The sequence below is a fragment of the Ignavibacteria bacterium genome (genome assembly GCA_036262055.1).
GTDB lineage: Bacteria > Bacteroidota > Ignavibacteria > Tepidaquicellales > Tepidaquicellaceae > DATAJP01.
Map to the genome: position 1 here is coordinate 115,332 of DATAJP010000002.1, position 26,515 is coordinate 141,846.

The 26,515-nt window shown below is 34.7% G+C and carries 22 protein-coding genes; 13 read left to right on the forward strand and 9 right to left on the reverse strand.

Annotation, left to right across the window (positions count from 1 at the left end; translation table 11 throughout):
- The first annotated feature begins 109 nt into the window (after nucleotides 1-109).
- From VHP32_02225 to VHP32_02285, 13 genes are all read left to right on the forward strand, one after another.
- A complete protein-coding gene (locus VHP32_02225; protein ID HEX2786692.1) occupies nucleotides 110-793 on the forward strand; it encodes a metal-dependent transcriptional regulator in 684 nt (227 codons plus the stop codon).
- Nucleotides 790-1,689 carry a zinc ABC transporter substrate-binding protein gene (locus VHP32_02230; GenBank protein ID HEX2786693.1) on the forward strand — a complete coding sequence of 300 codons (900 nt, stop codon included), beginning with the start codon at nucleotides 790-792 and terminating at the stop codon, nucleotides 1,687-1,689. Before VHP32_02225 ends, VHP32_02230 begins: the two co-directional genes overlap by 4 nt.
- Before the next feature lie 49 nt (nucleotides 1,690-1,738).
- Nucleotides 1,739-2,623 carry a transporter gene (locus VHP32_02235; protein HEX2786694.1) on the forward strand — a complete coding sequence of 295 codons (885 nt, stop codon included), beginning with the start codon at nucleotides 1,739-1,741 and terminating at the stop codon, nucleotides 2,621-2,623.
- Nucleotides 2,624-2,629: 6 nt separating this feature from the next.
- Nucleotides 2,630-3,373: a metal ABC transporter ATP-binding protein gene (locus VHP32_02240; protein HEX2786695.1), complete on the forward strand. Its 744-nt coding sequence runs from the start codon at nucleotides 2,630-2,632 to the stop codon at nucleotides 3,371-3,373.
- Between the two features lie 8 nt (nucleotides 3,374-3,381).
- Entirely contained in the window at nucleotides 3,382-4,644 is a 1,263-nt protein-coding gene (locus VHP32_02245) for an iron chelate uptake ABC transporter family permease subunit (GenBank protein HEX2786696.1), read from the forward strand.
- A gap of 106 nt (nucleotides 4,645-4,750) precedes the next feature.
- A complete protein-coding gene (locus VHP32_02250; GenBank protein HEX2786697.1) occupies nucleotides 4,751-5,455 on the forward strand; it encodes a lysophospholipid acyltransferase family protein in 705 nt (234 codons plus the stop codon).
- A 154-nt stretch (nucleotides 5,456-5,609) separates the two neighbouring features.
- Entirely contained in the window at nucleotides 5,610-5,900 is a 291-nt protein-coding gene (gene gatC / locus VHP32_02255; protein HEX2786698.1) for an Asp-tRNA(Asn)/Glu-tRNA(Gln) amidotransferase subunit GatC, read from the forward strand.
- Between the two features lie 164 nt (nucleotides 5,901-6,064).
- Nucleotides 6,065-6,787, forward strand: coding sequence for a 3-deoxy-manno-octulosonate cytidylyltransferase (gene kdsB / locus VHP32_02260; GenBank protein ID HEX2786699.1), 723 nt, complete (start codon nucleotides 6,065-6,067; stop codon nucleotides 6,785-6,787).
- The gene (locus VHP32_02265; GenBank protein ID HEX2786700.1) at nucleotides 6,775-7,266 is read left to right on the forward strand and encodes a GNAT family N-acetyltransferase; all 492 of its coding nucleotides are present in this window, start codon (nucleotides 6,775-6,777) and stop codon (nucleotides 7,264-7,266) included. Before kdsB ends, VHP32_02265 begins: the two co-directional genes overlap by 13 nt.
- 90 nt (nucleotides 7,267-7,356) lie before the next feature.
- Complete coding sequence (locus tag VHP32_02270) at nucleotides 7,357-8,973, forward strand: CTP synthase (GenBank protein ID HEX2786701.1); 1,617 nt, start codon at nucleotides 7,357-7,359, stop codon at nucleotides 8,971-8,973.
- A gap of 32 nt (nucleotides 8,974-9,005) precedes the next feature.
- The gene (locus VHP32_02275) at nucleotides 9,006-11,441 is read left to right on the forward strand and encodes a cation-translocating P-type ATPase (protein ID HEX2786702.1); all 2,436 of its coding nucleotides are present in this window, start codon (nucleotides 9,006-9,008) and stop codon (nucleotides 11,439-11,441) included.
- Between the two features lie 41 nt (nucleotides 11,442-11,482).
- On the forward strand, nucleotides 11,483-12,982 hold the full coding sequence (locus tag VHP32_02280) for a dicarboxylate/amino acid:cation symporter (GenBank protein ID HEX2786703.1): 1,500 nt from the start codon (nucleotides 11,483-11,485) through the stop codon (nucleotides 12,980-12,982).
- Between the two features lie 94 nt (nucleotides 12,983-13,076).
- Nucleotides 13,077-13,565 (forward strand): glutathione peroxidase, encoded by a 489-nt coding sequence (locus VHP32_02285; GenBank protein ID HEX2786704.1) that lies wholly within the window; start codon nucleotides 13,077-13,079, stop codon nucleotides 13,563-13,565.
- Nucleotides 13,566-13,626: 61 nt separating this feature from the next.
- Here the strand turns inward: VHP32_02285 and VHP32_02290 are convergent, their stop codons facing one another.
- The 9 genes from VHP32_02290 to VHP32_02330 all read right to left on the reverse strand — a co-directional run bounded on the left by VHP32_02290 (nucleotide 13,627) and on the right by VHP32_02330 (nucleotide 26,511).
- Complete coding sequence (locus VHP32_02290; protein ID HEX2786705.1) at nucleotides 13,627-18,474, reverse strand: C25 family cysteine peptidase; 4,848 nt, start codon at nucleotides 18,472-18,474, stop codon at nucleotides 13,627-13,629.
- Nucleotides 18,475-18,496: 22 nt separating this feature from the next.
- Entirely contained in the window at nucleotides 18,497-19,231 is a 735-nt protein-coding gene (locus VHP32_02295; GenBank protein HEX2786706.1) for a WecB/TagA/CpsF family glycosyltransferase, read from the reverse strand.
- Nucleotides 19,221-20,282, reverse strand: coding sequence for a glycosyltransferase family 4 protein (locus tag VHP32_02300; GenBank protein HEX2786707.1), 1,062 nt, complete (start codon nucleotides 20,280-20,282; stop codon nucleotides 19,221-19,223). The genes VHP32_02295 and VHP32_02300 overlap by 11 nt, the downstream gene beginning before the upstream one ends.
- Entirely contained in the window at nucleotides 20,279-21,235 is a 957-nt protein-coding gene (locus VHP32_02305; GenBank protein HEX2786708.1) for a glycosyltransferase family A protein, read from the reverse strand. Before VHP32_02305 ends, VHP32_02300 begins: the two co-directional genes overlap by 4 nt.
- A 7-nt stretch (nucleotides 21,236-21,242) precedes the next feature.
- Nucleotides 21,243-22,049, reverse strand: a complete 807-nt coding sequence (locus VHP32_02310; GenBank protein ID HEX2786709.1) for a hypothetical protein — start codon at nucleotides 22,047-22,049, stop codon at nucleotides 21,243-21,245.
- Nucleotides 22,050-22,681: 632 nt separating this feature from the next.
- Nucleotides 22,682-23,599: a glycosyltransferase gene (locus VHP32_02315; protein ID HEX2786710.1), complete on the reverse strand. Its 918-nt coding sequence runs from the start codon at nucleotides 23,597-23,599 to the stop codon at nucleotides 22,682-22,684.
- The gene (locus VHP32_02320; protein ID HEX2786711.1) at nucleotides 23,596-24,717 is read right to left on the reverse strand and encodes a glycosyltransferase; all 1,122 of its coding nucleotides are present in this window, start codon (nucleotides 24,715-24,717) and stop codon (nucleotides 23,596-23,598) included. Before VHP32_02320 ends, VHP32_02315 begins: the two co-directional genes overlap by 4 nt.
- Nucleotides 24,695-25,345 carry a class I SAM-dependent methyltransferase gene (locus VHP32_02325; GenBank protein HEX2786712.1) on the reverse strand — a complete coding sequence of 217 codons (651 nt, stop codon included), beginning with the start codon at nucleotides 25,343-25,345 and terminating at the stop codon, nucleotides 24,695-24,697. The genes VHP32_02320 and VHP32_02325 overlap by 23 nt, the downstream gene beginning before the upstream one ends.
- Entirely contained in the window at nucleotides 25,345-26,511 is a 1,167-nt protein-coding gene (locus VHP32_02330; protein HEX2786713.1) for a polysaccharide biosynthesis C-terminal domain-containing protein, read from the reverse strand. Before VHP32_02330 ends, VHP32_02325 begins: the two co-directional genes overlap by 1 nt.
- Nucleotides 26,512-26,515: the final 4 nt, after the last annotated feature.

Below are 26,515 nucleotides of genomic sequence, written 5' to 3' on the forward strand. Positions count from 1 at the left end.
TATTAGTTACAAATTATACTCATTTAAAATTTCTACTCCTTAACTAAAATTGTTAGGTATACCTAATTTTAATGTTGTATATATATATCATTCTATTTAAATTATCCTAATGAAAAATAACACAAGCATAGAAGACTATTTAAAGAATATTTATTCTTTAAAGCAATCGGGCGGAAAAGTTTCTACTTCCCAGCTTGCCGAAAAGATGAATATTTCGTCCGCTTCGGTAAGCGAAATGCTATCTAAGCTTGCTAAGTCAGGTTTTGTAAAACATACTCCTTATAAAGATCCTGAGCTTACAAAAAAGGGCGATGAAATTGCGGTGAACCTAATCCGCAAACACAGGATATGGGAAGTTTTTCTTACTGAATATTTAAAATATCCATGGGATAAAATTCACAATGAAGCGGAAATGCTTGAGCATGCTTCATCGGATGATTTAATTGCAAAGCTTGAAGAGTTTCTGAATTTTCCTGCGCATGACCCGCACGGGCATCCTATCCCCGACAGAAACGGAAATATTGCAAAAGATAAATCAATAAAGCTGACCGAGCTTAACATCGGTGATAAGGCAACAATTGTGAGAGTATCGGATGAAAGCTCAGAGGTACTTGTATATCTGACAAAAATGAACATTAAACTAAACGACCAGATATTAATTTTAGATAAAATAAATTTCGATAACTCGGTTCAGATTTCATGCAACAACGAAAAAATTTTTCTTAGCGATAAGCTTGCAAGCAATATATTTGTGAATAATACTAACGATAAAAACAAAACAGGTAAACTATGAAAAAACTTTTTTTAGCTTTTCTTGTAATTCCGATTTTAATACTCGCTTCATGCAACAATAAAACTCAAAACAAAAGTGATTCGGGAAAAATAAAGGCTGTTTCAACAATAACTATAATTGATGACGTTGTTAAAAGCATCGGTGGCGATAAAGTTGAGACTTACAGCATCTGCGGGGTCGGGGTTGACCCTCATATATACAAGGCAAAGCCGAATGACCCGCGGCTTATTTCTGAAAGCGACATAGTTTTCATAAACGGGTTCGGGCTTGAGCACTGGATTGAAGAAATGATTCGCAATGCCGGCGGCGAGAAAACAGTTGTTACCGTTACCGAAGGGCTTACTCCGATGACCGATGAAAAGGGTTATGGCGACCCTGACCCGCATGCGTGGTTTGACGTCGAGAACGTGAAAACATATGCAAAGAATGTTGCTAAAGGTTTAATTTCTGTTGATAAAGAAAATGAAAAATATTATACAGATAACCTGAATAATTATTTATTGCAGCTTGATTCATTGAACAACTGGATAAAATCCCGGGTTCAGGAATTGCCTGAAAACCAGAGAGTGCTTATAACTTCGCATGATGCATTCAGATATTTCGGTAGAGCATACGGTTTTGAAGTGCATGGCTTACAGGGAATTTCAACAGAAGCAAAAATCCAGACCGATGACGTTAAGAAACTCGTTGATTTTATAAAGGAGAGGCAATTAAAAAGCGTATTTATAGAAACAAGCGTTAATCCGAAACTGCTCGAGCAGATTTCATCAGAGACAGGAGCAAAGGTCGGAGGCGTTTTATATTCCGATTCAATCGGGAATGAAGGAACGGAGGACGGAACATACATAGGCGCTGTTAAGCATAATGTTAATACAATTGTAAATTCATTAAAATAACGGCTGGGATTCCCGCCTTCGCGGGAATGACTTCCTTTTTTAAAATATTATGAAAAAAATCTTACTCATTATTTTTTTATTTATCAGCGGTTCTGCGGCTGCACAAAATATTCCAGCTATTTCAACAGACAGACCCGACCAATCGGAATCGTCTGAAAAAATTGCCCCTAAAAATGATACACAGGTTGAATTGAGGTGGCAGGAAATTTCTCCGATTTCAACAGACAGGCCTGACCAAACGGAGTCTCCTGATATTGTGCCGTTGAATTATACTCAAATTGAGGCAGGATTTTCATACGAACGCATAAGATACAATCATATCAGTGGTGTTGTTTATGAAATTTTTACAACTCCCGATTTACTGGCTCGTTATGGACTGGCAGAAACCATTGAATTAAGATTCGGAACAAGCGTCAATACAGGAAAAACCATAGTTAACGACTCAAGTAATTCCTCTTCAACGGATTTCGGTCCTCTAATGATTGGAGCTAAGCTTAATATTTTAGAAGAAGGTGAAATATTGCCTAAGACATCGTTACTGGTTGAAGCTGACTTACCTGCACTAACGTTAAAAAGCAGTGACAGTTATTTTAATCCGTCTTTAAAACTTTGCTTTTCAAATCAACTGCCGAACATCGGTGAGCTTTCATATAACTTAGGAATTGATATGGATAATAGTGAAAGTACTACTAACTCAACATTTTTATATTCGGTTTCTATGGGCTTTGATTTTACAAATAGAGTTGGGATGTTCACTGAAATATATGGATTTATTCCATTTAATAGTCAAAACTCACGTCATTATGTTGATGCAGGATTTACATATCTTGTAAATAATAATGTGCAGCTTGACATATCAGGCGGATATGATTTGCAGGATAATCTAACGGATTATTTTATAGGAGCAGGAATTTCATTTAGATTTCCAAATTAATTTTTTATGGACAATATTATTACGGTAAAGAACTTAACGGTTACATATAACAGGAAGCCAGCGATTAAGGGAATTAACCTGCGCATCGGCAGCGGTAAGATTATAGGTATAATTGGACCTAATGGGGCGGGTAAGTCAACCTTGATAAAAGGCATTCTCGGTTTTTTACCGATTGATACTGGAGAAGTGCGGATTTTTGGCGAGCCGGTTCAGGATGTAATGAAGCGGGTTTCATACATTCCGCAAAAAGAACAGTTTGACTGGGACTTCCCTATCAATGTTTATGACGTTGTGATTATGGGACGTTATCCTTATTTAAGCACGTTCGGGAGACCCGGAACGAAGGACAATGAAATTGCAATTAAGTCTCTTGAAAAGCTTGAGATGATAAAATATAAAGACACGCAGATAAGAAACCTTTCGGGCGGACAGCAGCAAAGAATTTTTCTTGCGCGCGCGCTTGCGCAGCAGAGTGAAATTTATTTTATGGATGAACCGTTTGTAGGCGTAGATGCAAAGACCGAAGCAGCGATTTTTAAATTAATACGAGAACTCAAAGACGAAGGCAAAACAATTTTAATTGTTCATCATGATTTGAGCAGGATAAAAGATTATTTTGATGAATTAATTCTAATTAACCAGACATTAGTAGCCGCAGGTCCAACCGATAAAGTTTTCACAAAAGAAAACATCGAGAAAACTTACGGCGGAAGACTTACAATTTTAGAAAAAGCAACACAGTTATTATAAAAAAAAGCATGTTAGATTTTCTTACGGAACCGTTACAATATGAATTCATACAGCGCGCGCTTATTGCCTCGATTTCAATCGGAGTGAGCTGCGGACTTATCGGGGTGTACATTATGCTTCGCAGAATGTCGCTAATCGGTGATGCGCTTGCGCACTCGGTATTGCCGGGTGTTGTAATCGGGTTTATGATTGCTGGTGAGAAAAACGAAATTGCGCTCTTCATCGGTGCGCTCGCAGCGGGCATTGTTTCTGCTTTGCTCATAAGCTTTGTTCAGAGAAATTCTAAAATAAAAGAAGATACTTCCATCGGTATTATTTTCACAGGAGCATTTGCATTAGGTATTTTATTGGTGTCACAACTTAAACAGGTGCATCTTGACCTGTCATCATATTTGTTCGGGGACGTACTGGGCGTGTCCACAGGCGATATTATTCTTTCAGGAATTATAACAGTCATAATTTTATTATCGGTGATTTTGTTTTATAAGCAGCTGCTTGTAACGTCATTTGACCCGACGATGGCGAAAATTATCGGCATATCATCTGCGGTGGTTCATTATTTTTTGATGACGCTTCTTTCGATGTCGATTGTAACAGGATTGCAGTCTGTCGGCGTGATATTAATTATCGCTATGCTCATTACTCCGCCTGCGACTGCGTTCTTGCTGACCGATAAACTTAAATGGCTGTTGTTTTATTCTGCGTTAATCGGGGTTGTGTCGTCGATAGCAGGTTTATATTTATCATATTACTTCAATTATACTTCAGGCGCATCTATTGTGCTTGTTGCAGTTTTGATTTTTGCGCTTGCGTTCTTCTTCTCACCGAAGGAAGGACTTGTGTTGAAGTACTTAAAGCGAATGAAGGCACAAAGAATGAACACGCTTGAGGACGTTGTGAAGTTTATTCACAGATACGGTGAAAGATACCGCGATGAAGAGTTTAAAACAATGCTTGCAAAAGAAATCGGGGTTTCAGGTAACAAGCTCGGCGGCATTATGAATGAGCTTAGCAATAAAGGATTTGTTACAAAAACGAACGGACATTATTACCTCACGACTGAAGGTCATAAGCTTGCACTGCGTCTTGTCCGAAGCCACCGACTTTGGGAGACTTATGTTACGAAAGAAAACATTGTCGATGCAAAGGACATTCACATCGATGCGGAGAAATTCGAGCATATACTCCCCGAGGATTTAGTCGAAGAGCTCGACAGAGAGCTCGGGCATCCTGAAACCGACCCGCATGGCTCGCCGATACCGAAGAAATAAATGCTTACATTGAGTACGACAGGCATTCCTGCCTGTCGGGACAGACACGAATGTCTATCCTACTAATTGTTCAATTTCTCCCCATAATATATCTTTTAAATAAAGTGTGATTTCAGTATTTTCAGGAGTGATTACTATAGTTAAGGCAATAATTATTGCGGTTTATGCTCTGATTATAGCCATACTCACTATACTGGTCAGCCCCTTTGACTCAAAAGGGAGAATTACTCATTACATATCGAAGATTTTTTCTAAGGTAATCTTACTTGTTTCAGGAATTAAGCTTAAGGTCAGCGGTTTAGAAAAAATTGACAGGGATAAATCATATGTATTTGTTTCGAACCATGCTTCATATTTCGACATACCGATTCTCATGCAGGCAATTCCGAATAACGTAAGGTTCATTTACAAAAAATCGATGACAAAGATTCCCATTTTCGGATGGGGCATGTATTTAGGACAGTATGTTCCGATTGACAGGGAAAACGGACGCGAGGCACTGAAGGCACTGCGCAAAGCGGCAGAGAAGGTAAAAAAAGGAATTTCGATTGTAATTTTCCCCGAAGGCACGCGCTCACCTGACGGAGAGATAAAAGATTTCAAGAAAGGTTTGTTTGTACTTGCAGATGAAGCGAAGGAAGATATTGTTCCCGTGCTGATAAAAGGTTCTTTTAACATAATGCAGAAGGGGAAATATAAAATAAATTCTGCGAGAGTCGAAGTAAAGTTTTTTGAACCGGTAAAGTATAGCAAGGATAAAGCGTTGTTGGGGAGAATTAGGGAAATGTTAGTTGAGGAATTTGATAAATAATGGTTGTTGGTGAAAACACCAACAACGGCAGGAATTGTTGATAAAAAATTTTTAATTGAAGTCATTCCCGCGCAAGTGGGAATCTCATTATTAAACTAAACGTTGACCCTGAATCAAGTGACCCGGAGGGTACTCCAGGGTGACCTAATATAATATGTCAGTTACAATACAGGATGTAGAAAAAATTGCAGTGCTTGCAAAGCTGAAATTTTCCGATGAGGAAAAAGCAAAGCTTCAGAAAGACCTTAACAGGATTCTCGAGTATATGGATGAGATGAATGAGGTTAATCTCGATGATGTAGAGCCGCTTGAAAATATTAACGAGATAATTAATGTGATGCGTGAAGATAAAGATGAAAAATGGCTTTCGCAGGAAGAAGCATTGAAAAATGCACCTGCAAAGACGGGAAATTATTTTAAGGTTCCGAAGGTGCTGGATAAGTGAATTTTTGTCACGAAGACGCGAAGGCTCAAAGATAGTTTTCCCAATGTTGTTGGTGAAAACACCAACAACGGCAAAAATAACTTTTGTTTTTTTTGCCGCGAAGACGCAAAAGCACAAAGGCATATGATTATAAAACAGAACCGAATAAAACACGATTAATTAAGATGAAAGTTCTTGGTGTAATACCTGCGAGATATGGCTCGACAAGATTTCCCGGCAAAGCGCTTGCGGACATAAACGGGAAACCGATGATTCAATGGTGTTACGAAAGCTCTTTGAAATCAAAATTAATTGATAAATTGATTGTAGCAACGGATGACAAAAGAATTTTTGATGCAGTGAAAAGATTTGGCGGGGAGGTTGTGATGACTTCCAGAAAGCACCGTTCAGGAACCGACAGGATTGCAGAAGCAGCGAAGAAGTTTAAGTGCGACATTGTTGTAAATATTCAGGGTGATGAACCGTTTATTGATTATAGAATAATCGATAAAGCAATCGATGCGCTGAAAAAAGATAGGACTGTGCAGGTTTCGACAGCGGCGAGGAAGATTACAGATAAAAAAGAGATTAATAACCCGAATAATGTTAAGGTAGTTTTTGATGATGAGTTTAGAGCGTTGTATTTTTCGAGAAGCGCGATACCGTTCAACAGAGACAGCTTAAAGAACGTAAGTTATTATAAGCATTACGGGCTTTATGTTTACAGGAAAAATTATCTGATGAAAATTACAAAGATGCCTGAGAGCCGGCTTGAAAAAACCGAGAAGCTTGAGCAATTAAGAGTGCTTGAGAACGGCGGAAAGATAAAAATTGTTTTGACCAATAAGGATTCGATTTCGATTGATACGTCGGAAGATTTGAAAGGAGTTAAAAAATGGTTGAGTTAGTAAAATATTGCGATGCGCACAGAGATTCACTTGTGCAGTTATTAAACAACAAGAATGTTTCGGACTGGCTTTTGCTCGTTCCCAATCCATATACGCTGCTTGATGCTTACTGGTGGCTGAACAAATGCAGGGAAACAGAAAATAACGGGAAAGACTATAACTATGCAATCGAGTGCGATGGAGTTCATGTCGGTGGAATCGGGCTTAGAAAAAGATTTGAGCATGCAGGAGAAATAGGATACTGGCTTGGTGAAATTTACTGGGGCAAAGGATATATGAAGCACGCGATAAACGACATGCTTCTTTTTGCGATTAATGAACTGAATCTTGTGAGAGTTTCGGCAGAAATTTTTGAAGATAATGTGCGCTCAGAAAAGCTTTTGAAAAAATGCGGGTTTGAATACGAAGGACTATTGAAGAAGAAAAACAAAAAAGGCGACAGGTACATAAACGCAAAGCTGTATTCGTTTGTGGTGTAATTTTACAACGCTGATTTTTATGATACTTTATGATTAATACTAATATTTTAAAATTAAAAACATAAATAAAATTTTTCGGAAAAATATTTAATGACAAAACAACCTAAATATATTTTTCTTACAGGCGGTGTTGTGAGCTCGCTTGGAAAAGGAATTGCCGCGGCATCGCTTGGACTTCTTTTGAAATCACGGGGACTAAAGGTTACGATACAAAAGCTTGACCCTTACATAAACGTGGACCCGGGAACAATGTCACCGACACAGCATGGTGAAGTATTTGTAACCGATGACGGAGCAGAAACTGATTTGGACTTAGGACATTATGAGAGATTTCTCGATGAAAATATGTCAAAGGCAAACAACATGACAACGGGTCAGATTTATAACGAGGTCATAACAAAAGAACGTCGCGGTGATTATCTAGGAGCTACAGTGCAGGTAATTCCGCATATAACAGATGAGATAAAACGCAGGATTAGGTTGCTTGAAAAGAAATCAAAGTATGACATTATAATTTCAGAAATTGGCGGAACAGCGGGCGATATCGAGTCGCTCCCGTTTCTTGAGGCAATGAGACAGTTGATGCTTGAGGTTGGAAAAAGCAATTCGCTTTCAATTCATTTAACGCTTGTTCCTTATATTGCATCTGCAGGAGAGCTTAAAACAAAACCAACTCAGCACTCGGTAAAGACTTTGCTTGAAATTGGAATTCAGCCGGATATTTTGCTTTGCAGAAGTGAGCATGAACTTTCCAAAGAATTAAGAAATAAAATCGGTTTGTTCTGTAATATCGAGCCGGGAAATGTTCTGCAGGCGCTTGATGCAAAATCCATTTACGAAGTTCCGCTGAATTTAAAGAAAGAAGGGTTTGATGAGGCAGTTCTGAAAAAATTAAATATTAAAGCTCCTGCTCCGAAACTTACATCGTGGACTAAAGTCGTTGATAAAATAAAACACCCAAAGAAGACAATCACTATTGGCATTTGCGGAAAGTATAACAGTGTTCCTGATGCTTATAAAAGCATTATGGAAGCGTTTGTGCATGCGGGTGCTTACAACGATGTGAAAGTAAATCTGAAATGGATTGATTCCGAAGACATAGAGAAAAGCAAAACAGGCGCGAAAGAATTTTTGAAAGACATAAGCGGATTGCTTGTGTGTCCCGGGTTTGGCAATCGCGGTATTGAAGGAAAAATTCAGGCAATAAAATACGTGCGTGAGCATAAAATTCCTTTCTTCGGAATCTGTCTGGGCTTACAGTGTGCTGTGATTGAATTTGCCCGCAATGTTGCAGGAATGAAAAATGCAAACTCATCCGAGTTTAAGGAATCTAAATACAATGTAATTGACATAATGGAATATCAGAAGACCGTGAAAGTAAAAGGCGGTTCAATGAGATTAGGTTTATACCCGTGTATCGTAGAAAAAAATTCTCTTGCCTTCAAATGCTACCAAAAAGAATTTGTGAATGAGAGGCACAGACACAGATATGAAGTAAATAATTATTTCAGGAAAGATTTATCGGATAAAGGACTGATATTTTCGGGAGTTTCACCGGACAGCACATTGATTGAAATGATTGAGCTTTCCCAGAAGACACATCCGTTTTTTATTGCAACGCAGTTCCATCCTGAATTTAAATCGAGAGTCGTAATACCTCATCCTATTTTCAGAGAATTCGTAAAAGCTGCAAAGAGCTACAGCTAAGATGTTTGCAAATGTTTGCAAAATATTTATAATTGAAACTATTGGAATTAAAAGGATTAAATACGAACGAAGTTGATGAGAGAATACGAAAAGGATTAGTCAACAAAACCTCCAAAGCCAAATCAAAAACAATCCGTGAAATTATAGTTGAAAATATTTTTTCCGTTTTCAATTATATTATCTTCGCAATACTTCTTGCCATTATATATTTTTATTACCGCTCAGGTGATGTTAATTTACTTCTTGATTCCATCGGAATAGTTACCATTGCATTTACAAATACATTCCTTGCGATATTTCAGGAAATAAAAGCCAAACGCGCGCTTGATAAGGTCAGCTTGCTTTTAAAGAAGGAAGTAACCGTTGTGCGCGACGGCAGAGAAATCATTATCAATCAGGATGAGATTGTTACAGATGATTTAATTTTTATCCAGCGCGGAGACCAGGCGGCTGTTGACGGGAAGGTTGTTTCTGCCAATCATCTTGAGATTGATGAATCGTTATTAACGGGAGAATCCTTACCTGTTGATAAAATTAAAGATAATGAAATTTTATCAGGAAGCTTTTGTGTTTCGGGAAACGGTTATTACGTTGCGGAAAAAGTCGGTGATGAGAGTTATGCTGCGAACGTTACTGTGATGGCAAAGAAATATAAGTTTACGGTAACACCGCTTCAAAGGAAACTGGATTTTATCGTTAAGTCGCTTTTCGGAATTGCTCTTTTTCTTATTGTCTTAAATCTTTTTTTTGACAACAATGCAAGCCTGGACAATGTCAGTTTTATCCGTAAGATGGCGACGATTTTAATTTCACTTGTGCCGCAGGGATTGGTGCTTATGAGCTCGGTTACTTTTGCTTTAGGTGTTTACCGCATCAGTAAGATAGGGGCTATCATTCAGAAGCTGAATGCAATAGAATCATTCTCGAATGTGAAAATTGTCTGCATGGACAAAACAGGAACGTTGACGCAGAACAAATTGGAAGTAGAGATGGTGAATTGTTATGAAAATGTAAGTGAAGTTAACGCGAAAGAGCTTTTAGGAGATTATGCAAAATATTCTTCCGATAAAAACATGACCATAAGAGCAATTGAGAGTATTCCTGCCGTTGATAAAATGGAAATTCTGGACGAGATTCCTTTCAGCTCGGAAAACAAGATGAGCTTGCTTAAAATTAAATTTGACGGAAAAGAAAGAATTTTAGTTCTCGGAGCTTATGATATTCTTGTTGAGCGACTTGATGAAAAATCAAAAAATTATTCAAAAGAACTTTTTGATAAAAATAACTTAAAACTTTACAGAAATTTATTGTTTGGTGAGGTAACCAATAAAAACAGTTTTGAGAACTCGCAGGAATACTTAGACAGTCTTGAGATAACTCCATTTTGCATTATGTCGATTTCCGATCAGGTACGCGATGACGTGATGGATGCAATAAATTTGTTCAGGGATAACGGAATAAGCTTTAAAATTCTTTCAGGTGATGCGCCTTATGCGGTGCAGGCGATTGCAAGCAGAATCGGCTGGGAGATAAATGACGATGAGATGATTACCGGAGGTCAACTGGAAAAGCTTAACGATGCTGATTTTAAAACTGCTGTTTTAAAAAATCAAATTTTCGCGAGATTAAAGCCCGAGCACAAGCTAAGAATCATCAAATGCCTGAAAGAAGAAAAGATTTATACAGCAATGATAGGCGACGGCGTGAATGACCTGCCTGCAATCAAGGAAGCCGATATGGGTATTGCGATGGAGGAAGGAAGCCAGATAACAAAAGAGATTGCGGATATCGTATTGCTGAAAAATAAATTTTCTCTTCTGCCTGAAATATTTAATGAGGGAAATAAAATTGTCAATACTGTAACGGCAATTTCAAAACTATTCCTTACAAAGAACTTCATTGTTATTTATACAACATTATTCAGTCTGATATTTCTTCTTGAGTTTGCACTCACACCCCGAAGAATTGCGTTAATAAACATTTTTATAATAGGGCTTCCGTCATTCATAATTGCATTAAAAAATTCCAACACTACTCGTCCGAAAAACTTTCTTGGAGAATTGTTTTCTTTTGTTTTGATTTCCGCTTTGATAATAGTTGTAGCGGGATATTTAGGTACATACATATCCGGTATGTACTTTACAATAAATGAGACTGAAGACCAGATGATTTTGCTGACAACGATGATCATAACATCGATTGCTAATTTTTATTCGGTTGCAATTCATAATGAGGACAAAAATAATAATACATATTTAATTTACGGATTATTAATTATTTTCATTTATCTGTTTTTAGCGGCTACGAACTGGGATTTTGTGGTAATAAACATTCTGAAAAAGTTCTATGAAATTTCTTACCTGAGCTTTGATTATTGGGTTCTGACGATTGTGATAGGTGTCGGCTCGGCTATTTTGTTATTCATTGCTCAATATATAAGAAAAAGAATTTTCAGCAGCTTTGGTTAATCAACATTCAATTTTTTATAGTTCACTAATCAAAAAAACCGGTGAAGAAAAAATTTAAGATTGCCTTACATACACAGATAGTAATCGGGTTAATTCTCGGCGCGGTATTTGGTTCTATCTTCGCAATCAGTCCGCACAAGCTTGAAGTTATAAGCAGCGGGAATGAATTTGAAATTCAGAATTGGCAGGAGTTTAGTTTCTTCAAAGGTGATTCGCTTGTCAAAACTTATGGCAATGATGCTCAGATTTCCATAATTAAATATTTTAAAACTTCAAAAGAAAAGGCAGCATTAAGAGCTTTTGTTAAATATCCTGACGGAAGAACGGATAATTTTGAAAACATTGCAGCAATTGAAAAAGTAAAAACAATCGGGATGGTTTTTAAGCCGCTTGGAGATTTATTCATACGCCTTTTGAATATGATTGCTGTTCCGCTTGTTCTCGCATCGCTTATTGTCGGAGCTGCCTCCTTATCGGATTTAAAACATATTGCAAAAATCGGCGGGAAGACAATCGGGTTTTATGCTTTGACTGCGGTGATTGCAATTACTATCGGTCTGACGCTTGCTAATCTTATTCAGCCGGGAACATCAATGCCTCCTGAAACGCGGGACAGGCTGATGGAAACTTTTCAGGATGAAGCGAAAACGAGAATCGACCAGAATGTTTCACTGAACATTGTTGATTTTCTTGTGAACATCGTTCCAAAAAATCCTTTCAAAGCAATTGCTGACGGGGATTTTCTTCAGATAGTTTTCTTTTCAATAATGATAGGAATTTTTCTCACGCAGATTCCCAAAGATAAATCAGCCACCGTAATAAATTTTTTCAGCGGGCTTTCGGAAGCATTAATTGTGCTTGTGGAAAAAGTCATGTATATCGCACCTTATGCAGTGTTTACTTTAATTGCTGCAACTGTATCGGAGTTTGGGTTTAATATACTGCAAACTTTGCTCTTGTATTCTCTTACGGTAATTTTAGGTTTAACAATTTTAACTTTTGTCGAGTATCCTTTGCTTCTGAAAGCATTTACACGAATGTCAGTAATAGATTTTTTCAAAACTCAAAGACAGGTAATAGCAGTTGCGTTTTCGACAAGCTCATCAGCCGCAACTCTGCCTGTTACAATGGAGGTTTGCGAGAAGAAATTAGGTGTTCCGAATAAAATAGCGAGCTTCGTTTTACCGCTTGGAACAACAATAAATATGGACGGAACAGCGCTTTATCAGGCGGTTGCAGCAATGTTCATTGCGCAAGTTTACGGATTTGATTTGAGTTTAACACAGCAACTTACAATTGTTTTAACTGCATCTCTCGCAGCAATAGGGACTGCGCCTGTGCCGGGTATCGGACTTATTATGCTGATTATTGTGTTAAAGTCTATAGGGGTTCCCGAAGAAGGTATTGCATTGATTATTGGTGTTGACAGATTGCTTGATATGTGCAGAACTGTCCCTAACGTTATTGCCGATTCGCTTGCATGCGTGGTTATTGCTAAATCAGAGAAAACTTTGGGAAAACTTAATTTAGAAGGAACATAAAATTTTTATGAAAACAATAATTTTTATATTAACAATTTTTGCTCTGCTTGGGTGTTCAAAAGCCGAGAATAATTATAATTCAACTTTACAAAATATGACTGATACAATTAACATATCCGACGTTAAAGTTAAAGACATGGACGGCAAGGAAGTTTCTTTGTCGTATTATAAAGGAAAAGTTTTGCTCATCGTGAACGTTGCGACATATTGCGGCAACACTCCGCAGTATGAAGGGCTTGAAGCGATTTATGAGAAATATAATGCAAAGGGATTTGAAGTACTTGCATTTCCATGCAATGATTTCGGCGAGCAGGAACCGGGAACCAATGACGAGATAAGAACTTTTTGTGAAAACAAATATAAAGTTTCGTTTCCGTTATTTGACAAGATAGCAGTTTTAGGTGACAACAAAAATCCATTGTATGCAAAAATGATAAACTTTGCTCCCGGCGGTGATGTGAAATGGAACTTTGAAAAGTTCTTAGTCGATAAAAACGGTAACGTTGTCGGAAGGTTTCATAATAAGACAAAACCCGAGAGTGAAGAGATAGTCAGCGCAATTGAAACGGAGTTGAAGAAGTGAAATTTAGTATTGGGATTCCCGCTTTCGCGGGAATGACTTCGGTTTATGCTTAACGATAATTTTACTTCAATATCACCAGTTTTTGAGTTGAGGTTTCGATTTTTGAGTCGCCTTCGATAATCATTTTATATAAGTAAACTCCGTTTGCCATGTTGTCGCCGTCTGAATCTCTGCCATCCCACGGAATCTGATTGTAGCCGATGTTGGCATTTGCTGAAATCTGCTTTACAAGTCTTCCCGCAACAGTGTAGATTTTAATCGTGCATCTTCCGGGATTAACTCCTCCGCGCAAGCTGAACATAAAGCTCGTTTCGTTTTTCATCGGGTTCGGATAATTCGTAAGGTCAAGGATTTTTAAGTTGTCATCCACACTAAGCGAGTGTTTCACCGTATCGCCGGGATTTCCTGATTTATCTTTTGCTATGTATTCAAACCTATAGTTTCCGTTTGTAAGTATCGGCTTGTAAATTATCTTAGCGAGAAGTTTATAATCGTCAGGAATGATAAATTGCAGCTCAGGATTTGGAGTTGAGTTTATATAATAAGGAATGAATTGTCCGTTAAGCTTTATTCTTACGAGTGACGTATCAATGCCTGTGATTACCAAACGTGAATCATCAAAAAAATCAATATTAATGTCGGGTTTTGACTGAATGAAATCGCCGTTCTGAACTTCGATGCCGTTGTAGGTAATTTCCATTTCCGGCTGAAGCGAATCACCCTGAACAAAAACGGATGTTACGGCAGTATTATTATAAGTAAAAAACTCATTCTGATTATTAAACGGAGTAACATCAAAATAAATATTTACCGTATCGCTGTATCCGGCTGTATTGAAAGCAATTTCAGACTGATAAACCGAATCGATAAACGCAAAAGTATTTACAGTATCAACTTTCAAATCGGTTATCTTGCCTTTGTTGTAAACATACCAGGTTGCGATATAATCTTTAATATTTATGTAACCGACGTTCTGATATTTTATTTTTATATTAATGGTATCACCTTCCTGAACGGCAGTATCAGATAACTGAAAAGAATAATTATCGGGAATAAGTTCAGCCGGAGGCACCAATGACAACTTGAAGTTGTTTAATACGGGAGATTCGGTTGATGTCGAATCAATTTTTAAATTTGCTCTTAAAAGAAGAGACGGATAATCATAAGAATTTATTGATGACAAATCAAACGAGTTATTGCTTGAAACATTTGAGAACAAATTTACCTGCTTATTGTCGCGGTTGATACCATATATATCAAATTTTACCGAATCATATGTATTGTTAAGCTCCTGCGCCCAGCTTAGATTAATCCAATTATTTGAGGGAGAAATCATTTTTGAAATATATCCCGCAGTATCGGAGAAATTTCTAAGTTTTGTGCACTCGGCATAACATGTTCCCGGCTCAACGGGATATTGGCAAAACGTTCCGTTGCGCCAGTATGCTTCGCTTGTTATGTTCTGGTTATTTACTTTATACGATAAGAAACTCCACTGATTGTAATATCCAAATGAACCAATTGAATCTGCATATTCACTGCCAAGCTGATGAAGCTTATCCAATGCAGCAGGGCTTAACTCAAAATTTTGTCCAGGAGTAAAATGTGCTTTGGCAATCATAAGAATGTGTGTGGTATCAAAAGTATTGAGTATATTAACCAGTGAATCTGACGATTGAGCGGTGCTCATCCTAACGTTTTTGAATTCAATAAAATTACCTGTAAACTTATTCAGCTTTAAAATAAACAATCCCGCTGCAAAACGTGTTACATCATCTATTCTTATTATGCTTCCGTTAAACTCGAATTCAGTTGCTGCCTCACCGCGGTTTCCATAGGAACGGACGCGCAGATTTCCTTCATAAGTATTCAACTCAAATCCGTTACCGGTATATTGCAAATTGTTTATTTCACTTTTCTCAAATTGTTTTGGATTCATACCAATGACGGAAACAAGTGAATCTGCCGCTGAATTGTCTTTGCTTAAACTGTTTGAGTAAACAAAATTTTGAACAGGTGACCAGCCGGAAGAATCAATATTGTTAATCAGCGCATTCATCCGCCAGAAATAAATTTTATTTTCGGTTTTGTATGGAATTTCGAGCTTGAATTTTGTTTTTATGTCTCCCGTAACTGTTTTGAAATATGTCATAGGAGAGGTAAAACCTGAAGTAGTATCAAGCTGCAAATAGACTTTTACGTTATTTGAATAAGGATTCACATTCGGATTTATTCCGACAAATTCGACCGAATCGGTTCTTATAATTGAATTGGGATATGGCTTTAACGGCACATAAGAAATATTTCTCAGAGGAATATCAAACGTGATTGTGTTATTAGGTTTATATTCGACAGGATACCAGTTATCGGAATCAACCGTAACTTTCATTTTATAATATCCGTTTGTGTTTATGGACAAGCCATAGCTGACTGTGTCTCTGTAATATCCGAAGTTTCTTATGATAGTATCGTATTCATTCTGCAGTGCATTATTTTTAAAAAGCTGAAAGCTGATTTTACATGAGTCGGCATTAATACCATAGTTATTCGGATAAGCATAAATCGTAAATTGCTCACCGACCGCAGGGAATGGATTTGACAGCGAGTAATCCGCAGGTCTGATAACGAACTCAGGATGATTGGGAATTAAAACTTTGGAAGCAGGGTCTCCCAAAAGATTATAAGTATTAACTGTAAAGATTGAGGGGTAACTTGAATTGAGAGAATCCGAAACGGATGCAAACCTGAACATATCCCCCACTCTTCTTGAACCGCCTTTGAATGATTCAAGAAATTTCTGGTTCATAAAAATTCCCGAAGAAGCAAAAGTCCAGCCGGTATTTCCAATAAAACCGATTGCGCCTTTATCAGGAAGATAAATAAACTTTTCACCGAATCCTCTATCTTCCGGAATTGAATTTTTTCCTGTGAAGCAGGTCATGCTAAAGAGCACGGGAAGTTTGTTCCCGTTGTTTATGATATTCGGATTTTCAAGACCATTATCCCAGGTGCCGTTTCCGGCGTGCCCGATATAATTCATGAACATCGCTCCTTCATTGAAGCTATTTTTAATCGAATCTGAAAAGGCAAAAGTTATACCGCTTCCGTCATCATCACGATAAATTCTTTTTGAACTTAATCTTAACGGATTCCCTGCCATGTAAGTATTTATCATGCTGTTCGAAGTACTTTTAAAGCTGTTCTGTTCGTTTGAGTCAAGTCCACCCGTTATAAACACCGAAGTTTTCCACCAACTGCTGAAGTTGTTTCTTTCGTTATCGTATGCAATGATTTTCTCGACTGCATTATTTGCTTCATCAATATCATATGCAGGAATTCTGCCGACAGGAATCTGCTGGAAATATTTATATCCGGTTGCGTTTATGTTAGCAAAGTAACCATCGGAAGGCGGATTACCATAAGTGGGTATGTAATTTTTATAATAAACTGTGTTCGATGCATTTTTCTTCGGGTCAAGCGATGCTCTGCCAAACAGGCAAATGTATTTAAGCTTCGGTGCCTGCCAGTTTGCATAAGCATTTCTCACAAAGTTTCTTACTGCAATTGCATTATCAATTCCATAATTGAAAACATCCATCACGTCTTCGATGTCTATTTTTTTTGCAATGAGAGTATCATAAGACTGGCGATGCGCTCTAAGAAGCTCTGCCTGTGATTCAAAAAGTTTGTGATATATTACAATATAATTTGCCTGATTGCTTACAAGATTGGTTACCATTCTTGTTCTCAGCTTTACAGGTTTTTTTGTAATTGTTTTGTTCTCAACAAAAAACTTTCCGTTCTGCTTTCCGCTGAAAATTAAGGTGTCACCACTTACGGAATAATTAACTATACGCTGATTATTCCTGACGTCATATATATTAACCTGATTTGCGCCATTAAATCCTTTTATCTTAAAGACTCTTCTTGTGGTATCTGTGCTTTTTGTTTCAAAACTGATACGGTTATTATCAAACGTAAATGAAATAGGCAGGTTTAATGACATCAAATCAAAATAAACATTTCCGAAAATATTCGGGTTTGATGAACCGTGAGTATAAAAAACTTCAAACACATTATTTGTCGAACCAGTTAAAATGTTTGAAGGAAATGTAATTGTAGTGTCTAAACGGTTATAAGAAATCTTATTAATCTGTGATACAGTCTGGGAATTAACTCTTATGTTATATTTATGTGTATCAAGCGAATTGGGGTAAATAAACAATCTCATTTCGCATAAGTTTTGCGGAGAACTAAAAAAATTAGGATTAGCAGCAGAATCTTTTTGAGATGTTCCGTCTGTCAGTTGTTTCCAATACCAAGTTTCACCCTGAACTCTTTCTGTATTAAAAATTCTGAAATCTGTCGGGTTTATTTTTTCACCAAGACTGTAAATCTTATCCTGTTCGAAATGATAATTTTTTAAATAATACTGTTTATCATAAAGAGTTAAATTATTCTGTGAGTTCACGATGTTATAACGCAAGCCGTTGTCACCGCCCCAGTCAATCCAGTAAGCATTTGTATCTGAATATTCATTATAATATTCGTTGGTTGTATATTTTAGCTGAAAACTATAACCGTCGAGATAATTTGTCGGACCTCCATAATTTCTCTGAGCAAAAAAATCAAAATAATCGTTATCACCGAATACGCCATCGTTTTCACCTTCGAAATAAATAGGAATTTGAGCACCTTTGTAAATTACTTTTACTGTCCTTGGGTCTATGTTTGATGTGTTAATGCTCAGGTTTGTAAAATCGGATTTATCTATGCGGTAAATACCGTCTTCTGTAATTGAGAGCTTAATGTAAAGCTTATTTGGTGTTATCCAGTTTGGATTCTGAGCTGATATGCTGCCTGATAAAAAAAGAAAGTATAAAAATGCAGAGCTGAAAAAAAACTTCATAAAATTATTTCTCAATCGTATATTATTGCGTGTGTTCTTTGCCGAACTTAATTTTTAAAATATGATAAACAAACAAAGGGATTCCAATTATATACCTTTTCCATAACCGTTTTGGTTCCTTTGACAATCTATAAACCCATTCAAAACCGCTATTGCGCAAATATTGCGGGGCTCGTTTTATGTTTCCGGTTAAAAACTCAAAAAAATTTCCTACACAAATAATTTTGGGATTCTTCAGATATTTTGTCAATTCAAGAGCAACCTTTTCTTGAAGCGGAACCCCCATTCCAAGAAAAATTACATCTGCCCCGCTTTTTTTAATATGTTCCGCAACTGACCCGAGTTCATTTGTTTCAAAAAAACCGTTTTCATATCCGGCTAAATTTGCTCCGAGCGAAATGAAATTTTCATTCAATTGCGCTTGCTGAAAATTGCCGCCGACAACGAATATCTTTAAATTTAATCTTGAAAACAATTGCAATAATTTAAGATTTAAATCAGATGCGTTAAACTTATTTAACTTCTGTTTTTTTAGTAATTTAAATGCGCAATAAATACCAAACCCATCTTTATAAACATAAAAAAATTTATCAATTATATCTTTATACTTTTTATCTTTAATATAAACATTAAAACAAAATTGATTAAAATATGTAAGAAGAAAACTTCCCGGCTGCTGAACAGATTTATGAACGAGAGAAAATAAATCATCCTCATTAAATATGAGCTTATTAAAAATATAACCGTTACCGCTCATAGCAATTTTGAATTTTTAAAACAAATTTTTGCTCATCAAATTTATCCATGAGAGAATTTTTCAGGTTAATTCCAATTTGATTCAGGTTATCAAAATTTATGTATGCATGCTGAATTTTTTCAGCAAGGTCAAGATAATTTCCGGATTGAAACAGCAGTCCATTTTTTTTATCCTGTATGAAATTTCTGATATTACCGATTTCGGAACCAATGAAAATTTTTTCTAGATATCCTGCTTCTAATATGATATTCCCAAAAGCTTCATCACGTGAAGGAAGAATGACAAGATCAGCAATATTCAGGTAATCAAAAATATTTTCAACAGGTTTAGAAAATATTATATCTAAATTTTTTTCATGGTTGAGTTGTTTATAATAATTTTCTTCCGGACCTCCGCCGATTAAAACCAGCTTCATTCCCGAAAATTTTTCTTTTAATGATTCATAAGCATTAATTAATATATCAATTCCCTTTTCTTCACTAAATCTGCCGGCATATAATAACACAAAATCAGTTTGTTTTAATTTAAGGGAAGCTCTTATAAAATCGGGATATTGAGTGATTTTAATAAAATCTTTATTTATAAAATTTTCAATGATCTCGATTTTTGCATCGTCTTTTTTATAATGATTTTGCAAATGCTCAGCTACATATTTGCTGACAGCAATAATTTTATCCGAGCTGTAACTTATAAATTTCTTATCATACCTGATATTATGAACGGTTACAATAGTTTTTGTTTTTCTTACCTTATTAACCAAAAAGCTTAAAGCATCAAACGTTCTGTGATGCGAATGAATTATGTCAACCTTATTCTTATCACAATAGTTTGTTATGAATTTTATTGTATCATATGAATTAAATAAACTGATTTTTTTATGAGGAAAAAGCTCGGGATAAAAACCTGCTTTATTGAATTTTTCTTTTGCATCTTCGGTTAATGCAAGGAAATGATGTTTGTATTTATTACGTGTTGTGTAAGCAAGATTAAAAATGGAATTTGATACTCCGCAGGCAAGATTAAGCTGATTATTTAAATGCAGAATATTCATCGAACACTATTTAATGTTTGCTTAAATAATTTTCTCAATGTGCTGTTTTTTTGAGAAAAATATTTTAAATAATATTCAATTCTATACCTTAGCATAAAAGATTTAAATTTTACAACAAAACTTTCAGGAAAATATGTTAATACATATGCAAACAATATTTTTAGATTAAAAATTTTAAAACCTATTTTTTGCCAGTATTTACGCGCATTTTGAGGTGTACCGTAAAAATATTCCCTCCAACCTTTCAGAATATTTAATTCTTTTTCTGAACTATTTTTACTTTCTACAGAATAATCAATACTCTTACCCTGAATATCATATACGGCTTTATTTTTCTCCTTAAAGTTTTTTTGATTAACTACAGACAATGAATTTTCATCTAACCGCACAAACATTAATACATTCTGAATATTATAAAATTCCGTGTCATTCATTATTTTCAACCACAGCATATAATCTTCTGCTAAAACATTTTCATATCCGCCGGATTTGAGAATATGTTCTCTGTTATACATAACACCAGAATTCATAATTCTACAATGTTTTGCTAAGCTTTTTTTTATATCTTTAGAATGCTCGGGGTTTTGTATCTCATACAATAACTTGTTGTTTCTGAAGCATGCAAAATTTGTTGACACAACAAAATTATCAGGTTTATTTTTTAAATAATTCTGCTGAGTTGACAATCTAAACGGTACAGAAATATCATCGGAGTCATTCAAAGCAATATATTTTGAATTTGATACATTCAATCCGAAATTTAAAGCATTACCTCTGCCTTTTTTACTGTTCTTAAAAAGCTTAATTCTTTTGTCATTAATACTTTCAATGATATTCATTGTATTGTCTTCTGAAAAATCATCAACGATTATTAACTCAAAGTCTTTATAGTCCTGATTCAAAATACTGTTTATCGATTCTTTTAAATATTTACCTGAGTTATATGTAGTCATTAACACACTAAGCAAGCTCATAATTTTCTTTACCGTTAAAAAAATATTTTGTAAACAAAAAAATATGAATTGGAATTACCGGTATAATGAACCTGTCGCTGCCAAAAAACACAATCATTAAGAGTAATGTATATCCATAAAACAAAGCCATCAAGTAATTAAACTTCGAATTAATTTTTATTCCTTTTTTCAAAACATAGAAAAAATTGAAAAATAAAATTAAAAAGAACAGTGCATTTGAAAAATAAAAAAATATGCTTAATATAATATCAGGAATTTGATTATTTGTTTTTTTAAAAGTCCAGATGAATGAACTGTCAAATCTATAGTATGCTCTGAAAATTTTTACCGGAGTTCTTAAAATTGATTTTACAGGGTTATTCCAAATATCATCTAAACCTTTTTGAAATGCTATTTTGTCTTCAGCAACTTCGGTTTTAGCGGACGGAAAAGAAGCAGTATCAAAATTGTAACCCCCGTTTGCGTTTACATGATTTCCTATTAAAAAGTTTGTTCCTGTATTTGCAGATACTACTATTATAGAATCAAATAAATTATAATTTCTCAAAATCCATGGAAGAATTACAAGAAGCATAAAAATTGCGATTACTCCAAATTTAAGAATCACCGATTTTTTATCAAATTTTATAAAATACAATAAAAATAGTAACGGAAAAGCTAATGCAAGAGGTCGAATATAAGCCGTTAAACCGATTAGGATGCCTATAATGATCAAATGAGGAAATTTAATTTTTTCTCTAAGTACTATAAAGAAAATCAGCCAAGCCATAAATAAGAACAGATAATCTGTCATTAAAACATTTGAACTGAAAAAATTGTTCGGTAAAAATGCAAAAGTTATAAGAAAAATTATGAGTTGGTTTTTATTTAATTTAGATTTAAATAGATTGTAGAGTATTATCAGGGTTCCACTAAAAATAATAATGTTAAATATCTTTCCTACTAATACAGGATCCAAGGATACTCTAAAAAATATGCTCAATATAAATGGGTATCCTACCGGAAAGTAAACAGAATAATCACCACTATTATTTAAATATGATCCCGTTTCATATAAGCGTTTTGCCAGGTTTACATATAAGTCCGCGTCACTAAACGGCAGGGTTTGAACAAATGTAAGAAGCAATATTTTCAAAAATGTTACTCCTATTAATAAATAGATAAAGAATTTATTTATATTAGTTACTGAAATAATCAATTTTTTTATTTTGTCCCATAATATTAATATTACAATTAAAAATATTGAAAAGCTGATTATTGCAATTTCGAGATTATTGAATATTCCAAAATAAAAAATATAATCCGGTTCCTCTTGAGTTAATTCTATTTTTTCTAATAAATAATTTTTCAAAAATAATATATATATAAGAAGAAAAATGATATTGAGATAAAGAAAATATTTTAAAAGAGATTTAGGGTTTGTTTTCAATTTGATATTATCTCTTTAATTTCTTTGTTAATTTCAGATTTTTGCTTCGAAAACATCGTTTTTAAAATTAACATTCTCCAATAAAGCCATAAGTCAATTTTTTTATTGTAAATAAATTTGGGCATAAAGCTGTAAAAATAACGAAACAAATATTTCAGGTTTAACTTCGGAAGTTTCAATCCACGAAGCTGCTCCTTATTTCCATAAAGATATGTCGAATCAAATTTCGTTTCAGCACTGCCATAAAGCGATAAATATTTGTTCGTTAAATCAAATAAAATTTGTTTGTTATTTTTATTAATTTCTTTTTTTCCGTAATCATTAACGCAATACAGCACCTGCGGAATATTTTTGAAAGTAAATTCGTTTAATCCGCGAAGCCATAGTTCATAATCTTCAAGACCCTCATATTCGGGATTATACAATCCAATTTTTATTATGTCAGACTTTTTTAAAATGCTTGAAGCATGGCAGATAACGCTTTGCTTTAATAAATCTCTTTTGATTTGTTCATTTGATAAAGGGGTTTGCACGACTCTGAAAACTTTATAATTCTTCATATGAGCATACCAGTTTGATAAAATCGAAATTGATGAATCTTTTTTAATTTCTTGCACTTGCAATTCCAATCTGCTAAGAAGCGAAATATCATCGCCATCCATACGGGCAATGTAATCGCCTGAAGAATTATTAATTCCATAATTCAACGCATTTGAAATCCCCAAGTGCTCAATTTTTTTATAATTTATCCGGGAATCTTTAAATGATAAAATTACTTCTTCGGTAATGTCGGTTGAGCCGTCATTGACAATCAAAAACTCAAAGTCTTTATAAGTCTGTTTTAATATGCTTTTTATTGCAAATTTTGTCTTCTCACCTCCGTTATATACAGGCATTAAAACTGTCAGATTCATAGCATATTTTCATAAATTTTCACATATGACTCACAGACTTTAGTCCAGCTTAATTCATTATATATTTTCTTTGATTCGGATGAAATGCGGTTTTGTAATTCTTGATTTCCGTTTAGCTCAATTAAAATATTTATTAGAGAATTTTCGTCATTAAAATTAAATGCAAACCCATTAACATTGTTATCAATTAATTCTGAGCTTCCTGTTTGGTTGGTTAAGATTGGAATTAGCCCTGCCGACATACACTCAACTGCTGTTATTGAAAACGAATCGCTTTTACTTGCAGAAACATATACCGTTTTGTCTTTTAGAAAATTAGCAAAATCAACAGTATCCATTCTTTTATGAAATGTAAGTATAAGTTTCTCTGAGTTACTCGTTTCAATTCTTGAATCACTAATGACATACAGCTCTACCGAAAAATTTAGTTTTCGCAATGCGTTAAGCAAGAAATCAAAACCTTTTAGTTTATTTATGACTTCTCCGACAAAAACAATTTTCAAAACATTATTTTTGAAATTCTTATTCACGGATATTTTGTGAAAAATTTCATCGACACCGTTTTTGATAAATTGAGTTTTAGCTTTATTCAATTGATAATATTTCGAAGCTAAGTTGAAAGAGTTTTGCGATAAAAATAAGAGCTTATCAGAACGCTTAAAAATTAATTTCTCGCAGGTTTTATCCTTATGTTTCAATGAAGTCGATATGCTCGACCCATTAATTTCATTCTCATAAATTCTTATACCATGCACATTATAAATTATTTTATAGCGAAATAATGGTCTTAAAAAAAATAAAATAGAATAGAATCTTTCATATGTAATAAGGTGGATAATACGAGGCCTGCATTTCAAAACAGTCAAAATCAGCTTGAAAATCCCTGTTTTTAACACCGGACTGCCATTCACTTCCTGAACCAGTTCGTGTCCGAATAGTTTTTTTATAATACCATATTTTTTACCGTCGAGAAAATAATCTATAAAAACGGACTGATGATTTTTTGTATAAGCTTCAAATATTCTCTTCGCTACTTTTTCTGAGCCGGAAAGTTTTTCCTGAGGATTAAACGTTCCTGCAAAGATTACTTCGGTTTTATTTCGATTTAATTTTCTCAATAAAATCTTTTAGACCTAATTTATATTTTAAAATATTCTTAGCGTGCTCAATATCATATTTCCTAAGATTAATTTTCTCGTTTGAAAATAAAATAACTGCAAATTTACGTTCAACGTAATCTTTGAAAATCTTCATTTTCTTATGCTGAAGAAAATCAAAATCGGAAATCTCCCAGCTGCTCAAATGATTTTCATATTCATTATAGTCGCATTTCTGCTGCCAGTTGGTTCCTATCGGAATATTAACGAGAGAATACTTTCCCTTCTCAAGAGCAAGCTTCATAATTTCATAAGCTTTGTCTTTGGTAAAATGTTCTATAACATCGCCGAAATTTATTAAGTCATATTGATTTTTTGTCTCACGTAAAAAATCATATGCATCCTGAGTATAAATATTATTATAAAAATATGAATGGTATGGTTTCAGATAATCCGGAAAAATTTCTATGCCATCGATCCTTCTTTTCCATTCTCCTTTATAATTATTGTTATCCCATACTTCAAGAAATTCGCGCATTAAGATGCCCCATCTTCCGAAGCCGACTCCAACATCAAGAATTGTCTGAGGGTTAATCTTCCTGATTAACTCAATATTATAAGAAATATTTTGCCAGTTAGATGTAGGCATTATGCTTGGGCAGGAGCTTCCCGCCAATGTTTGTTTAATAAATAATATCCTCCGAAGAAAATAAAATACTCCGTTATCAGCGTGATTACAGCAGCCGCTGCAATTCCATATTGAGGAATAAAAATTAAATTAAGTAAAACATTTATCACAAGTCCGATCAGGGTTACATACATGTTGCCCTTAAAGTCACCGATTCCGTTAAGAATAACACCAGTCAGATTATTTAAGCTGATACCCAATACCGCAAATGAAAGAATTTTTATGACAAAATCAGAGGCAGCAAACTTATCGGTATAAATTATAGAAATTATTGTTCCACCTCCAAAGAATAGTATTAAGTTAAGAATTATGGATATAAATATTAATAGAGAAGCGTATTTATTGAATAAAATCTTTAGAGCTGTTTTATTAGAGCTTAAGTTCGATGCTTTGTTTAAGCCGACAATTAATAAAAACGCAAACACTAAAGTTGCCGATTTATAAAGACCGTATCCGACGCTGTAATAACTCGTCTCATAAAAATTTGTGAATTTTGAAATAAGCACAATATCAATTTTATCATAAAGAAAATTAAAAAGCACTGCAAGCGCAAGTGGAAAAGATATTTTTAAAATTTTAATAACTGATTTGAATGGAATGGATCTATATTTAGTCTGCAAGGATTTAATTACAAATACTAATAAGTAAAGAGTTAAAATGAGGTTGCCGATAAGATAAAAACCAAGACTGAACTCAATCTGGAAATCAAGCAGAAGCGTTTCCAAAAATACGCATAAAAGAATTGCAAATCTTATGATGTTTTGAACATAAAACAGTTCTTTAAATTTATTTTTTGCAAATAAAATTTTGCTGAAGAGGTTAATGAAATTCGACAAGAAAATTATCAAAACAATCTCAATAACAAGAAGCGGACTGAAGAACGGATAAATAATAAGAAATGAAATAAAACTTATTAATATATAAACAGGGAAAGAATAAAAAATTATTTTAACGGAAGCATAAACTAAGTCAGTCGAAGCTTTTGCATCCTGCGCAATGGTTTTTTGCAGATAAATCGGGAGCCCGAAGTCAAAGAAGAGAATTACAATGTTGGATAATGCAAACGATGAGATGATTATTCCGTAATCATCGACGGGATAGAAGCGGGCAAAGATGAGAAAAAGCAAAAAA

Excerpts from the sequence above, each read along its gene's own strand:
- VHP32_02225 (HEX2786692.1), top strand. The coding sequence starts at position 110 with ATGAAAAATAACACAAGCATAGAAGACTATTTAAAGAATATTTATTCT.
- VHP32_02230 (HEX2786693.1), top strand. The coding sequence starts at position 790 with ATGAAAAAACTTTTTTTAGCTTTTCTTGTAATTCCGATTTTAATACTC.
- VHP32_02235 (HEX2786694.1), top strand. The coding sequence starts at position 1,739 with ATGAAAAAAATCTTACTCATTATTTTTTTATTTATCAGCGGTTCTGCG.
- VHP32_02240 (HEX2786695.1), top strand. The coding sequence starts at position 2,630 with ATGGACAATATTATTACGGTAAAGAACTTAACGGTTACATATAACAGG.
- VHP32_02245 (HEX2786696.1), top strand. The coding sequence starts at position 3,382 with ATGTTAGATTTTCTTACGGAACCGTTACAATATGAATTCATACAGCGC.
- gatC (HEX2786698.1), top strand. The coding sequence starts at position 5,610 with ATGTCAGTTACAATACAGGATGTAGAAAAAATTGCAGTGCTTGCAAAG.
- kdsB (HEX2786699.1), top strand. The coding sequence starts at position 6,065 with ATGAAAGTTCTTGGTGTAATACCTGCGAGATATGGCTCGACAAGATTT.
- VHP32_02265 (HEX2786700.1), top strand. The coding sequence starts at position 6,775 with ATGGTTGAGTTAGTAAAATATTGCGATGCGCACAGAGATTCACTTGTG.
- VHP32_02270 (HEX2786701.1), top strand. The coding sequence starts at position 7,357 with ATGACAAAACAACCTAAATATATTTTTCTTACAGGCGGTGTTGTGAGC.
- VHP32_02285 (HEX2786704.1), top strand. The coding sequence starts at position 13,077 with ATGACTGATACAATTAACATATCCGACGTTAAAGTTAAAGACATGGAC.
- VHP32_02290 (HEX2786705.1), bottom strand. The coding sequence starts at position 18,474 with ATGAAGTTTTTTTTCAGCTCTGCATTTTTATACTTTCTTTTTTTATCA.
- VHP32_02295 (HEX2786706.1), bottom strand. The coding sequence starts at position 19,231 with ATGAGCGGTAACGGTTATATTTTTAATAAGCTCATATTTAATGAGGAT.
- VHP32_02300 (HEX2786707.1), bottom strand. The coding sequence starts at position 20,282 with ATGAATATTCTGCATTTAAATAATCAGCTTAATCTTGCCTGCGGAGTA.
- VHP32_02305 (HEX2786708.1), bottom strand. The coding sequence starts at position 21,235 with ATGACTACATATAACTCAGGTAAATATTTAAAAGAATCGATAAACAGT.
- VHP32_02310 (HEX2786709.1), bottom strand. The coding sequence starts at position 22,049 with ATGACAGATTATCTGTTCTTATTTATGGCTTGGCTGATTTTCTTTATA.
- VHP32_02315 (HEX2786710.1), bottom strand. The coding sequence starts at position 23,599 with ATGAATCTGACAGTTTTAATGCCTGTATATAACGGAGGTGAGAAGACA.
- VHP32_02325 (HEX2786712.1), bottom strand. The coding sequence starts at position 25,345 with ATGCCTACATCTAACTGGCAAAATATTTCTTATAATATTGAGTTAATC.